Below are 12,590 nucleotides of genomic sequence, written 5' to 3'. Positions count from 1 at the left end.
CGTGACGACCGTGGTGGCCGTTCGTTCGGTGACCGTGACCGTGGCGGTTTCAACCGTGACCGTGACGACCGTGGTGGCCGTTCCTTCGGTGACCGTGACCGTGGCGGCTTCAACCGTGACCGTGACGACCGTGGTGGCCGTTCGTTCGGTGACCGTGACCGTGGCGGTTTCAACCGTGACCGTGACGACCGTGGTGGCCGTTCCTTCGGTGACCGCCCGGCCCGTTCCTTCGGCGACCGCGACCGCTCCTTCGGCCGTGACCGCGACGAGCGCGGCGGCAGCAACAACCGTCCGTTCGCCCGCCGCGACGACCACCGCTCCGGCGGCCGTCCGCAGTCCGGTGGCTTCAACCGTGACCGCGACGACCGCGGCGGCCGCTCCGGTGGCTTCAACTCCGGCTTCAACCGCGACGACCGCAAGCCGCGTTGGAAGAACTGACGCCGCGTGGCACTGACGCCGCGTAGCACCTGACGCACCCGCGACGGGCCCGTTCCACTCCGGTGGGGCGGGCCCGTCGCCGTCCGCGCCGGCACTGTTGTTCTGTAACCGAGAATAACCAGTGGCGCGGTGCCTCCCCCGTCCCCTACGGTCGGCGGCATGAGCAGCAGACTGCGTGAGGTGGCGACGGTGAACGAGGGCATCGTCGAACGGGGGGACTTCCGCGCGGCCGGGGGTGAACTCGTCGAGGTGGCGGAGCGGTTGACGGCGGCGCGGGCCGGCACGGTGTCCTACGACCCGGCCGCGCTGGACGCGCTGCTCGCGGCCGGCGGCCCCGGTCCGGTGGCGGACCCGGCCACCGTCGAGGTGACGGCCGAGGGCAGCATCGAGGCGGCCCGCCGACTGGCCGGGGCGGGCGCCGGACCGGTCGGGGTGCTCAACTTCGCCTCCGCGCGCAACCCCGGCGGCGGCTACCTGCGCGGCGCCCGCGCCCAGGAGGAGGACCTCTGCCGCAGCGCCCTGCTGTACACCTGCCTGCTGGAGGCGCCGGACTACTACGAGGCGCACCGGGCCTCCACCGACCTCCGGTACAGCCACCGGGTGATCGTCTCGCCCGGCGTGCCGGTGGTGCGGGGCGAGGACGGCGGGCTGCTGGCGCGCCCCTACCCGGTCACCTTCCTGACCTCGCCGGCGCCGAACGCCGGCCAGCTCGCCCTGCGCACGCCCGGGGGCGTGGACGTGCGGGGCGTGCTCGCCGAGCGGGCCGAGCGGGTGCTCGCGGTGGCCGCCCGGCACGGGGTGCGCGCGCTGGTGCTCGGGGCGTGGGGCTGCGGAGTGTTCCGCAACGACCCGGCCGAGGTCGCGGAGGCCTTCGCGCACGCGCTCGCCCGGTACGGCGCGGCCTTCGACCGGGTGGTCTTCGCGGTCTGGGACCGGACGCCGGTCTCGCAGAACCGGGCCGCCTTCGAGGCCCGGTTCGGCGGGTAGGCGCCCCGCCCTCAGTCCTTGCGGGTCACCAGCGCCGAGGTGAGCGCCGAGGCGGCGGTCACCACCCCGGTGACGGCGAGGACCGAGGGCCAGGCGCCGATCTTCTTCGCCAGCGGGTGCGAGCCGCCGAAGGCCGCCACGTAGAGCCCGGTCAGCGCGGCCGCGGCGGGCGCTCCCGAGCGCCGGTGCCACTGCGCGGCGGCGCCCGCGCCGGCCACCGCCAGCACCGCCCCGCCGAGCTGCCGCTTCCCGGTCCACCGGGCGACGCCGTAGCCGCCGACCAGGCCGCTCGCGGCGGTCAGCGCGGCCGGTGCGGTGCTCGCGAGCGCGTTCGGGATCCTCGCCATCGTCGACTCCACTCCTCGGCGGGTCCGGTGCGGATCCGCGGCGGGTTCCCGGGGTTCCCCCGGGGCTTTCGACCATAACCCGCCGCCTCCGCCGGCCCGCCCGGGCCCCCGCCCGCCGCCGTCGGGCCGGCCACCGCGCCGCCTGCTCGGCTACCGCGCAGCCTGCTCGAAGGACAGCGCGGGCGCCGCGGCCGCCAGCCGGGCCGCGGCCTCCTCCGGGGCCAGGACCCGCTCCAGCCGCAGGTCGCCGGGCACCTGCTCGACGAACCGCCCGGCCGCCCAGCTCCGCTCGTACGGCTGCGGGTCCAGGACGAGGGTCCGTACGCCGTCCACCACCGGGATGGACTCCGGCATGCCCTCGTTCCAGATCCAACCGCCGTCCGGCGCGACCAGGTTGAACGCCCCCGTCGCGATGAACCGGCGCCCGTCCAGCCACGCGGTGCGGCTGAGCGCGACCACCTCCGGGTCGGGGCGGGGCCCGGGCAGGTGGCCGCCGCCGATCAGGACCTCGGCGAGCAGGGTGTGCAGCTGGAAGTTGTCGGTCAGGCCGTCCATCCGGAGCAGGTAGCCGGTGCCGCTCGGCCGGTGCAGGACGAGCAGCGGCTCGTCGTCGAGGGCCGCGGCCAGGTACCGCAGGCCCTTGAGGTCGTGCTGCTCGGACCGCTCGCGGTAGCGGTCGATCAGCTCGCCGAGCACCTCCGCCACCCCCTCGGCGCGGGCCGAGCGGCGCACGGCGGCGTGCGTGCAGAGCGCGAACGCGGCCCGCTGCCACAGGTCGAGCGTCCACCAGCCGGCCACCGCCCGGTGGGCGTGCCGGGAGCCCGCGCGCCCGTCCCCGGCGAGCCGGGCGTGGACCGGGCCGGGATCGTCCCGGTCGGGGTCCGGCAGGGCGTCCCCGGCGTCCTCGGCCCACCGGTCGAGCAGCAGCAGCGCCCCGGTCAGCGCCTCGCGCAGCCCGGCGAGCACCGGGTCGGCGCAGGCCACCGGGTCGGCGCCGCGCTCCACACAGGCGCCGACCATCATCGCCAGGTGCGCCCGGGGGAACGGCGGGGTGTCGGTGAGCAGGGCCGCCAGCCGGGGGCCGACGGCCGCCGACTCCGCCTCCCCGGCGGGCCCGAGCGTCCCGCCGACCCGGCGCAGCGCCGACTCGAACCGCTCACCCCCGTCCGGTCCGTCCGCCGGAGCGGCCACGGCGGCCTCCAGGGCACCCACCGCCCGGGCGAGGGGGGACTGCTGACTGTCCGACGGCCCGCCGGGGCGGCCGTCCTGCGCGGAATGAGGGTCGAACACCATTCGCCGCAGCATAGGGCCCGGGGCTGTCGGTGGCGGGTGGGAGACTCACCCGGTGACCGACCACGAGATCACCGACGGCCTCTACCGGATCCGCAACGTCGCCACCGGCCTGCTGCTGGAGGTCCCCGGCGGCAGCCGCCGCAGCGGCGTGAAGGTGCAACTCGGCGCCGAGGACGGCTCGGACGCCCAGCTCTGGCGGCTGACCGCCGTCCACCGGGGCGGGGCGCTGTTCCACGTCGAGAACGTCGCCGGCGGCAAGCGCCTGGACGTCACCGGCGCCTCGACCGAGGACGGCGTGCCCGTCCAGCAGTGGTCCGCCAACGCCTTCGGCGCGCAGGAGTGGCTGGTCGAGCACCACGTCGACGCGCCCGGCACCTTCACCCTCACCAGCTTCGTCAGCGGCAAGCCCCTCACCGCCCCGGCCGAGGACCCGACGGCCCCCGTCCACCAGTGGGAGGACACCGACTCCCCGGCCCAGTGGTGGCACCTGGAACGCCGGTAGTCCCCCCGCGTGCCCTGCCGCCCCGCCGCCCGGCCTACGCCGACAGCTGGGAGCGCAGGGCGTCGAGCTCGGCCTCGGTGGCGCCGTGGGCGCGGAGGTAGGCGGGGACGGTGCCGTGGTGGTCGTGGATCCAGGTGAAGGACGAGGTGAGGAGCTCCGCCGAGACCGGGCGGGAGATCCGCTCGGCACCGGTCTCGTCGATGTAGGGGGTGGGGCCGTCCAGTAGGCCGAGGCCGGTGTTGGAGAGCAGGTAGTCGGCGGTGATGTCGGCCTCGGAGGCGCCCAGCAGGGACTGGACGACGGCGATGGTGAGGCCGGTGCGGTCCTTGCCGACGGCGCAGTGGACGACGGCCGACAGGGCGCCGGGGGCACCGAGGCGGCGGATCGCGGCGACCAGGGACGGGCCGGCGGTGGCGGCCATGAACGGGTACAGCTCGGCCTGGTCCTCCGGCCAGGGGCGCTCGGTGTCCTCCCGGTTGGCGGGCAGGGTGGGGAGGCTGAGCGTCTCGTGGTCGAGATCGTGCCGCAGGTCGGGGAAGGCGGTGATCTCGGTGCTGCTGCGCAGGTCTATGACGGTGCGCAGGCCGAGGGCCTTGAGCCGCAGGGCGCCCTCGGGCGTGAGGGTGTGGAGGGAGCCGGAGCGGAACAGCACACCGCGGCGGAGCGCACCGACGCCCCCGGCGTCACGGAAGTTGCGCACGCCGGGGATGTCGATGAAGGCGGACTGCACGTCGTCGGTCATGGCCACCACCGTACGGTCGCCCACCGGGTCAGGGGAAGGAAACTCCGGTTGTCCGGTCAGCGACCGCCGGAGACGTCCAGGAAGGCGCCGGTGCTGTAGGAGGAGGCCGGGGACAGCAGGAAGAGGATCGCCTCCGCGACCTCCTCGGGCCGGCCGCCGCGGCGCATCGGCAGGTTCGGGGCGACCCGGTCGACCCGGCCGGGCTCGCCGCCCAGGGCGTGGATGCCGGTGTGGATCAGGCCGGGCCGCACGGCGTTGACCCGGATGCCCTCGGCGGCGACCTCCAGGGCCAGCCCGCGCGTCATCGAGTCGACGGCCCCCTTCGCCGCCGCGTAGTCCACGTACTCGTTGGGCGAGCCGAGCCGGGAGGCCGCCGAGGAGACGTTGACGATCGCGCCGCCGCGTCCGCCGTGCCGGGTGGACATCCGGCGCACGGCCTGCGCGGCGCACAGGAACGGACCGGTGATGTTGGCGGCCCAGATCCGGTTCAGCCGCGCCTCGTCGATGTCCTCCAGCCGGCACTGCCGCTCCAGCGTGCCCGCGTTGTTCACCAGGGCGGTGAGCGGGCCGAGCTCGGCGTCGACGGTGTCGAACAGCCGGGCCACCTCGGCGCTGCGGGTGACGTCCGCGCGGACGGCGAGCGCGGTGCCGCCCTCGGCCCGGACCGCCTCCACCACCGAGGCGGCGGCGGCCTCGTCCGCCCGGTAGTTGACGCACACCCGGTACCCGCGCCGCCCGGCGAGCAGCGCGGTGGCGGCGCCGATGCCGCGTCCGGCACCGGTGATCAGGACGACGTCGGGCTGCTCGGAACCGTGTGCGGTGGCCATGCTCCGTACCCTACTCGCCGCGCTCCGCCGTGCCCCGGCCCCGGGAATTCGCTGGCCCGCGGCCGCCCCGACCGGCAGACTCCCGGTACCGGCGGACCCCCGCTCCCGGGGGATCCCGTGACCGGCCGACGGGAGGAGCCCGATCCGTGTCCACCCCGCCCGGCACCGTCCTGCTCTCCGGCATCGTCGGCTCGACCGCCTACGGGCTGGCCCACGCCGGCTCCGACGTCGACCGGCTCGGCCTGTTCGCGGCCCCGACCGAGGACTTCCACGGTCTGCACCGCCCCGCCGAATCGCACGTCACCACCGCCCCCGACCGCACCCTGCACGAGGCCGCCAAGTGGTGCCGGCTGGCGCTCGCCGGCAACCCCACCGCCTCCGAGCTGGTCTGGCTGCCCGACGAGCTCTACGAGGTCCGCACCCCGCTGGGCGAGGAGCTGATCGCGATCCGCCGCTCCCTCCTCGGCGCCCGGGCCGTTCGCACCGCCTACCTCGGCTACGCCACCCAGCAGTTGCGCAAGCTGCGGACCCGCGACACCTCCGACCCGGTCACCCGCGTCCGGGCCGCCAAGCACGCCCGCCACCTGGTCCGCCTCCTCGACCAGGCCGTCCACCTGCACGAGACCGGCCGCAACCTGGTGCGGCTGCCCGACCCCGAGCGGGTCCGCGACCTCGGCGAGCGCGTCGCCGAGGACCCGGCCCGCGCCGACCGCCTCCTCGCGGCGGCCGCCGAGCGCCTCGACCGCCCCGGCGTCCTCCCCGACCGCCCCGACGAGCGTCCCGCCGACGCCTGGCTGCGCCGGGTGCGCGCCGCCCACTGGACCCACCGCCCACCGGACGCGTGACTCCGGGCCCACCGGGTAGGATCACGGCGGCCCGCCGCGACCCGGCCGGGCCACGGGCCGCTAGCTCAATTGGCAGAGCTGCGGACTTTTAATCCGTAGGTTCAGGGTTCGAGCCCCTGGCGGCCCACCGCGAAGCCCCCGGTCGACGGTTCGACCGGGGGCTTCTCCCGTTCTCCTCCTGCCGCGGGCCGGCCGATGGGGCGGCCCGCGAAGGGGCGGAGCGTCGGGGCGTCAGTCGGCGAGGGTCTCCAGGTGCATCTCGCCGTTGGGCATGGCCGCGGTGACGACCTGGGACACGTCCGCGCCGGATCCGACGACCGCGGCGCCCTGCCAGGTGCCTTTGGTGTAGCGGACGTTGTCGTACACGACACCGTCGGTCAGGGTGACGAGGTGCATGTCGCCGTGGGGCAGCGCGGCGACCACGGCCTGGGTGACCGCGCGCCGGAGTCGGCGGCGGTGGAAGGGCTTCCGTCGGGACGGAAGTGGCCCTGGACCGTTCTCAGGCCAGGCCTGGCCCGGCCCGGGCCGCAGGATCAGCGGGCGGGCCCCGGGCGGCCCCCTGCCCGGGAGGCCCGGTCGGACACCGCCGACCGCCTCACCCTCACTCCGGGGCCGGCCCCGGAGTGAGGGTCAGGACGGCGTCGACGGCGGCGAGGGCGGCGTGGTCGTGGGTGACCAGCAGGGTGGTGCGGCCGCGGGTGGCGTCGAGGACGTCGGCGAGGACGGCGGCGGCGGTGTCCGGGTCGAGGCCCTCGGTGGGCTCGTCGAGGACGAGGACCGGCGGGTCGGCGAGCAGGGCGCGGGCCAGCAGCAGGCGTCGGCGCTGGCCGCCGGAGACGGTCGCGCCGTCCCCGCCGAGCACGGTCTCCCAGCCGTCGGGCAGGGACTCGATCCAGTCGAGCAGCCGGGCCCGGCGGGCGGCCTCGCGCAGGTCCTCGTCGGTGGCCCCGGGGCGGGCCAGGAGCAGGTTGGCCCGGATCGTGGTGTGGAAGACGTGGGCGTCCTGGGTCATGCCGGTGATCACCCGGCGGACGTCGTCGCCCGCGCAGTCGCGCAGCTCGCGGCCGCCGACCCGGATGCTGCCGGCCTCGTAGGGGACGAACCGCATCAACGCGGCGACCAGCGTGGACTTCCCGGAGCCGCTGGCACCGAGCAGGGCCACCCGGTGGCCGGGCGGCAGGTGGAGGCTGACGCCGTCGAGGACGGCCGGACCGCCGGGGCGGTGACGGACCCGCAGGCCGGTGATCTCGACGCCGAGCGGGCCGTCGGCGGGGAGCGGGGCCGGGTCGGCCGGGTCGGTGACCGGGGGCGGGGTGTCCAGCAGGTCGGCGAGCCGGCGGGCGGAGGCCCGGACGCCGGAGAGGCGGCGGGCGGCGGCGGGCAGCGCGGCCAGGGCGTCGAAGGAGACCAGGGCGAGCACCGCGAGGACGGTGAGCCGGACGGCGGGCAGCCGGCCGTCGGCGTGGGCGTCCAGGCCGAGCCAGGTGGCGCCGACCACGGCGGCGGCCTGGAGCAGCAGGATCACGGCGGAGGCGAGCGAGGTGGTGAGCGCCGCGCGGCGTTCCAGGGCGGCGATCCGGTCGACGGCGGCCACGGCCCGCCGGTGGGCGCGGCCGCGGGCGCCGTACGCCGCGAGGTCGGCCGCGCCCTCGGTCAGGTCGACGGTGAGCGCGGCGAGTTCGGCGCGGGCGGCCTTCTCGGCGTGCCCGGCCCGGCGGGACAGCGCGAGCACCAGGGCGGGCACCAGCAGGCCCGCCACGGCGAGCAGCACCCCGAGCAGGAGTCCGGCGGAGGGCAGCAGCACCACGGCCGCGCCGGTGGCGGCCGCCGCGACCGCGACGGCGGCGGTGACCGGCACGAGGACGCGCAGCAGCAGGTCCTGGGCGGCGTCGACGTCGGCGACCAGACGGGTCAGCAGGTCGCCGCCGCGGAACGCCGGGGTGCCGGCCGGGGCGAGCGGGACGAGCGCCTCGTACACCCGGGCGCGGAAGCCGGCGACGGCGCGCAGCACGCCGTCGTGGCCGAGCAGGCGGTCGGCGTAGCGCAGGGTGCCGCGGCCGAGGGCGAGGGCGCGCACGGCGACGACGGCGACGGCGACGGCGGACAGCGGCGGCTGTTCGGCGGCGCGGGTGATCAGCCAGGCGGCGGTGGCCGTCAGGGCGGCGCCGCTGAGCTCGCTGCCGGCGGCGGCGAGCACGGCGGGCAGCAGCCGGCGCCAGTGCGGCAGGAGGTGCCGCAGCAGCCGCACGGTGGGGCGGGACGCGGCGCGGGCGGCCGTGCGGGAACCGGCGCGGGCGGCGGGCGCGGTCACGAGAGGACCAGCCCCTCGGCGGCCGGGGCGGGGTGCAGGACGCCCGCCCGGACGGTGACGATCCGGTCGGCGTGCGGCAGCAGGCCGCGGCGGTGGGCGACCACGATCGCGGTGCGCCCGCGCATGAGCGCGGCGGTGGCCCGGGTCACGGCGGCCTCGCTCTCCGGGTCCAGGTGGGCGGTCGGTTCGTCGAGCAGCAGGATCGGCGCGTCCTTGAGGAACGCCCGGGCGAGGGCCAGGCGTTGGCGCTGCCCGGCGGAGAGCCCGGCGCCGTGTTCGCCGAGCACCGTGTCGTAGCCCTGCGGGAGCGCCTCGGCGAAGCCGTCGGCGCAGGCGGCCCGGGCGGCGGCGCGGACCTCGGCGTCGGTCGCGTCGGGGCGGCCGAGGCGGATGTTGTCGGCGACGCTGGCGGCGAACAGGTGCGGGCGCTGCGGCACCCAGGCGACCTGGGTGAGCCAGCCGTCGGGGTCGAGCCCGGCGAGGTCGGCGCCGTCGACCAGCACCCGGCCGGCGCCGGGGGCGGTGAAGCCGAGGAACAGCGCGAGCAGGGTGGACTTCCCGGCGCCGCTCGGGCCCACCAGGGCGAGGTGCTCGCCGGGGCGGACGGTGAGCGAGACCGCGTCGAGCGCGGGCGCGGCGCGGCCGGGGTGGTGGACGGTGACCGCGTCGAGGCACAGCCGCGCCGTCCGGCCGTCGGGGACGGCGGAGGCGACGGGGCCCGCCGCCGCGGGCTCCTCCTCGTCGAGGAGGGCGAAGACCCGTTCGGCCACCGCGATGCCCTCGGCGCTGTCGTGGAACGCCGCGCCCGCCGCGCGCAGCGGCAGGTAGGCCTCGGGCGCGAGGAGGAGGACGACCAGGCCGGTGCGCAGGTCGAGCTCGCCGGCCAGCAGCCGCAGGCCGACCGGGACGGCGACCAGGGCCACCGACAGGGTGGCGACGGTCTCCAGGACGAGGGAGGAGAGGAAGGCCACCCGCAGGGTCCGCATGGTGGCCCGCCGGTGGGCGTCGGCCATCTCCCGCACCACGCCCGTCTGGTGGTGCTCGCGGCCGAACGCGCGCAGCGTCGGCAGTCCGGCGACCACGTCCAGGAAGTGGCCGCCGAGCCGGGCGAGCAGCCGCCACTGCCGGGCGGTGCGGCGGGCGGTGTGCAGGCCGACGAGCGCGCCGAACACCGGGATCAGCGGGAGCGTGACCACGATGATCAGCGCGGAGGCCCAGTCGGTCCACCAGAGCCAGCCGATCACCGCGGGCGGGACGACGGCGGTGGCGGCCAGGGTGGGCAGGTAGCCGGTGAGGTACGGGTCGAGGGCGTCCAGGCCGCGGGTGAGCAGGGTGGCCGTCTCGCCGTGCCGCCGGGCGGCCAGCCGGCGCGGGCCGGTGCGCCGCAGCCGCCCGACGAGGCGCTCGCGCAGGGCGCGTCCGGTCTCGGCGGCGGCGCGCTGGGCGAGCGCGCCGCGGGCCCAGGCGAGCAGGGCGCGCAGGGTGAGGACGGCGCCGAGGGCGGCCAGGGCGGGGAGCTGCGGGCCGTGTCCGGCGAAGCCGTCCGCGAGCAGGCCGGCCAGCAGGACGGCCTGGCCGACGACCAGGGCGGCGCCCAGCAGCGCCAGTCCGGCCGAGGTGGTGAGGTGGCGCCGCACCACCGGGAGTTCGCGCCGCAGACGGCGTTCGGCCGGCTTCATCCCGTTGCTCCCTCCCGGGGCCTGCCCGGTGTGCGGTGCGGATGGATCGCGCGGGCCGGCGGCGGTGGACCGCCGGCCTGCGGGGGGACGGTCAGAAGTAGCCGGTGTGGCGCAGGCCGGTCCGGCCGCGGAACGCCCACCAGCTCCAGGCCTGGTACACCAGGATCAGCGGGATCACCACCGCGCCGAACCCGATCAGCAGCTTCAGCGTGGCCCCGTCGGCGGCGGCCTCGCCGACGGTCATCCCGGCCCCGGAGGAGGCGGTCAGCAGGTACGGGTACTGGCCGGCCCCGACCAGCAGCACGGGCAGCGCGGTCGCGGCGCAGGTGGCGCTGAACGCCAGGCCGTCGCGGCCGCGGCCGAGGAACCACCAGCCGGCCGCGAGGGCGGCGGCGAGGAGCGCGAACAGGACCACCGAGGTGGCCGTCCTGGTCATCGAGGCGCCCGCCCCGAACAGCGAGAGCACCAGCGCGAGGGTGCTCGCGGCGCCGGCCGCGGCGAGCAGCGTCGAGCCCGTCCGCCGGGCGGCGGCGGCGAGCGCGGGCTCGGAGCGGAGCGCGACGAAGGCCGCGCCGTGCCCGGCGAAGAGCAGCACTGCGGCCGCCCCGCAGAGCAGCGTGAACGGGGCGAACACCTCGCCGGGGCCGATGTGGAAGGAGCCGTCGGCCCGGCGGGGCACACCGTGCAGCAGCAGGCCGACCACGAGGCCCCAGCACACCGCGGGCAGCGCGCCGCCGAACACCACCAGGGCGTTCCACAGGCGCAGCGCCCGGGCGCCGCGGGAGCGGCCGCGCAGCTGGACCGCGGCGTTGCCGAGCACCAGGCCGGCCAGGATCGCCACGACCAGCGGGAACAGGCCGGACAGCAGGCTGCCCTCCAGGTGCGGGAAGGCGCCGAACAGCACACCGGCGAAGGCGACCAGCCACACCTCGTTGCCGAGGAAGAACGGGGCGATCGCGTCGAGCGCGGCGTTGCGCGTGCCGGGCTCCGGTACCCGTTCCGGTTCCCGTTCCCCGGCGGGGCCGGCGGGCGGGCCGCCGAGGAACGGGGACAGCATCTGCACGCCGTAGTCGTAGCCGCCGAGCACGAAGTAGCCGGCGAGCAGCAGCCCGAGCAGGGCCAGCCAGAGGGTCTCCAGGCTCATGCGGCCCAACCTTCCGTCACGTCAGGGGAGTTCATCTCGGTGCGGGACCCTTCGCCGGCTCAGAAGGCCGGGACCGGCAGCGTCTCGCCGCTGCCGTCCGCCTCGGGCAGGTCGTCGTCGGCCGGATCGCCGGCGCCGAGCTGGGCGCCGTCCGGGCCGCGCCGGGCGAAGCGGGTGATCAGCGTCCAGTTGACCGCCGCGAGGGCGGCGAAGACGGCGATGAACACCGTGCACGACACGACCAGGGAGCCCCGGCCGACGTCGGAGAGCGCGTCGTCGACGGTCAGCTCGCCGTAGACGAGCCACGGCTGCCGGCCGATCTCGCGCACCACCCAGCCGCCGACGGAGGCGATGAACGGCAGCGGGACGAGCGCGGTCATCAGGTAGCAGAGCCAGCGCTTGCGCACCAGCAGGTCCTTCAGCAGCAGGAAGACGGCGACGAACGTGATGGTCGAGACGAGGTTGCCGAGACCCGACATCAGGTCCATCGAGCCCTTCACCCAGCCCTGCCAGGGCACGTAGTCCCCGGGGCCGTACTGGGCGACCAGCCGTGCCTGCTCCTCGGCGACGCCGCTGCCCTCCAGGACGGCGGCCTTCATCGGCTGGGTCCGCTCGATCACCGGGACCTGGAGGTTGCCGACGACGACCACGAAGAACGAGGACAGCATGGCCACCCAGACGCCCAGCCGCAGCGAGCTGCGGAACAGCGCGGTCTCGCGGGTGCCCTTGGCGAAGTGCCAGGTGCTGACGCCGGCGACGAAGACGCCGCCGGTGGTGAGCGCGGCGAGCGCGACGTGACCGAGCGCGACCAGCGCGTTGGAGTTGGTCAGCAGGGCGCCGAAGTCGGTCAGGTAGGCGACGCCGGAGCGCACCTCGTGGCCGACCGGGTGCTGGAGGAAGCCGTTGGCGACCATGATCCAGAACGCCGAGGCGTACGCGGTGAGCGCGACCAGCCAGATCAGCGCGACGTGCACACCGCGGTGCAGCCGGCCCCAGCCGAAGATCCACATTCCGAGGAAGGTGGACTCGGCGAAGAAGGCGACCAGGGTCTCCAGGGCCAGCGGGGCGCCGAAGACGTTCCCGGCGTACTTGCTCAGCCCGCTCCAGCTGAGTCCGAACTGGAACTCCATGACGAGGCCGGTCACGATGCCGACCGCGTAGTTGATGACGTACAGCTGGCCCCAGAACCGGGTCATGCGTTCGCGCACCGCGCGGGTGGCGGGATCCCGGGTGAAGGCGGCCCGGGTGTGCATGAACGCCACCAGGGGCACCAGCCCCATGGTGAGGATGACGAAGAGCCAGTGCACGCTGGTGGTGGCCGCGAACTGGAGTCGGGCCAGGTCCGCAGCGCTCATGAGGCGACCTTCCGGGTCGGCGGACGGGCAGGGTGAGGGGGATCGGGTTCCTCGCCACGGACGTGCGAGGTGGCGGGCATCGCTGCCCGCCACCGGTGCGACGAACCCCGCCGACGACGG

Annotated in this window: 13 protein-coding genes and 1 tRNA gene; 4 read left to right on the top strand and 10 right to left on the bottom strand. The window is 76.4% G+C overall.

The window, feature by feature from the left end; all coding sequences use genetic code 11:
* Positions 1-315 (bottom strand): hypothetical protein (locus ACFXAM_RS14715; RefSeq protein WP_380291046.1); only part of this gene is annotated, 315 nt, incomplete at its 3' end.
* A 282-nt stretch (positions 316-597) separates the two neighbouring features.
* Between ACFXAM_RS14715 and ACFXAM_RS14710 the strand changes: the two genes are divergently transcribed.
* Complete coding sequence (locus ACFXAM_RS14710) at positions 598-1,425, top strand: TIGR02452 family protein (protein ID WP_380291044.1); 828 nt, start codon at positions 598-600, stop codon at positions 1,423-1,425.
* 11 nt (positions 1,426-1,436) lie between these two features.
* Here the strand turns inward: ACFXAM_RS14710 and ACFXAM_RS14705 are convergent, their stop codons facing one another.
* Both ACFXAM_RS14705 and ACFXAM_RS14700 read right to left on the bottom strand, forming a co-directional pair.
* Entirely contained in the window at positions 1,437-1,772 is a 336-nt protein-coding gene (locus ACFXAM_RS14705) for a hypothetical protein (RefSeq protein ID WP_380291042.1), read from the bottom strand.
* Positions 1,773-1,922: 150 nt separating this feature from the next.
* Complete coding sequence (locus ACFXAM_RS14700) at positions 1,923-3,065, bottom strand: hypothetical protein (protein WP_380291040.1); 1,143 nt, start codon at positions 3,063-3,065, stop codon at positions 1,923-1,925.
* 52 nt (positions 3,066-3,117) lie between these two features.
* Between ACFXAM_RS14700 and ACFXAM_RS14695 the strand changes: the two genes are divergently transcribed.
* Entirely contained in the window at positions 3,118-3,567 is a 450-nt protein-coding gene (locus ACFXAM_RS14695; protein WP_380291038.1) for an RICIN domain-containing protein, read from the top strand.
* Positions 3,568-3,601: 34 nt separating this feature from the next.
* Here ACFXAM_RS14695 and ACFXAM_RS14690 read toward each other — a convergent pair whose 3' ends face one another.
* Positions 3,602-4,309 carry a tyrosine-protein phosphatase gene (locus tag ACFXAM_RS14690; RefSeq protein ID WP_380291036.1) on the bottom strand — a complete coding sequence of 236 codons (708 nt, stop codon included), beginning with the start codon at positions 4,307-4,309 and terminating at the stop codon, positions 3,602-3,604.
* 56 nt (positions 4,310-4,365) lie between these two features.
* The gene (locus tag ACFXAM_RS14685) at positions 4,366-5,136 is read right to left on the bottom strand and encodes an SDR family oxidoreductase (RefSeq protein WP_380291034.1); all 771 of its coding nucleotides are present in this window, start codon (positions 5,134-5,136) and stop codon (positions 4,366-4,368) included.
* 146 nt (positions 5,137-5,282) lie between these two features.
* Between ACFXAM_RS14685 and ACFXAM_RS14680 the strand changes: the two genes are divergently transcribed.
* Both ACFXAM_RS14680 and ACFXAM_RS14675 read left to right on the top strand, forming a co-directional pair.
* Positions 5,283-5,981: a DNA polymerase beta superfamily protein gene (locus ACFXAM_RS14680; protein WP_380291032.1), complete on the top strand. Its 699-nt coding sequence runs from the start codon at positions 5,283-5,285 to the stop codon at positions 5,979-5,981.
* 54 nt (positions 5,982-6,035) lie between these two features.
* Positions 6,036-6,108: transfer RNA gene (locus tag ACFXAM_RS14675), tRNA-Lys, on the top strand.
* Between the two features lie 104 nt (positions 6,109-6,212).
* On the opposite strand, the gene ACFXAM_RS14670 is transcribed toward ACFXAM_RS14675, so the two are convergent.
* The 5 genes from ACFXAM_RS14670 to ACFXAM_RS14650 form a co-directional block, all read right to left on the bottom strand.
* Positions 6,213-6,377 carry a hypothetical protein gene (locus ACFXAM_RS14670; protein ID WP_380291030.1) on the bottom strand — a complete coding sequence of 55 codons (165 nt, stop codon included), beginning with the start codon at positions 6,375-6,377 and terminating at the stop codon, positions 6,213-6,215.
* A gap of 205 nt (positions 6,378-6,582) precedes the next feature.
* Positions 6,583-8,292, bottom strand: a complete 1,710-nt coding sequence (cydC, locus tag ACFXAM_RS14665; protein WP_380291028.1) for a thiol reductant ABC exporter subunit CydC — start codon at positions 8,290-8,292, stop codon at positions 6,583-6,585.
* Positions 8,289-9,971: a thiol reductant ABC exporter subunit CydD gene (gene cydD / locus ACFXAM_RS14660; protein ID WP_380291026.1), complete on the bottom strand. Its 1,683-nt coding sequence runs from the start codon at positions 9,969-9,971 to the stop codon at positions 8,289-8,291. The genes cydC and cydD overlap by 4 nt, the downstream gene beginning before the upstream one ends.
* Before the next feature lie 91 nt (positions 9,972-10,062).
* Positions 10,063-11,115, bottom strand: coding sequence for a cytochrome d ubiquinol oxidase subunit II (locus ACFXAM_RS14655; protein WP_380291024.1), 1,053 nt, complete (start codon positions 11,113-11,115; stop codon positions 10,063-10,065).
* A 59-nt stretch (positions 11,116-11,174) separates the two neighbouring features.
* A complete protein-coding gene (locus tag ACFXAM_RS14650; protein ID WP_380291022.1) occupies positions 11,175-12,470 on the bottom strand; it encodes a cytochrome ubiquinol oxidase subunit I in 1,296 nt (431 codons plus the stop codon).
* Positions 12,471-12,590: the final 120 nt, after the last annotated feature.

The sequence above is a fragment of the Kitasatospora sp. NPDC059462 genome (genome assembly GCF_042749955.1).
Lineage (GTDB): Bacteria > Actinomycetota > Actinomycetes > Streptomycetales > Streptomycetaceae > Kitasatospora.
This window is presented reverse-complemented; position numbering and strand designations above follow the sequence as displayed.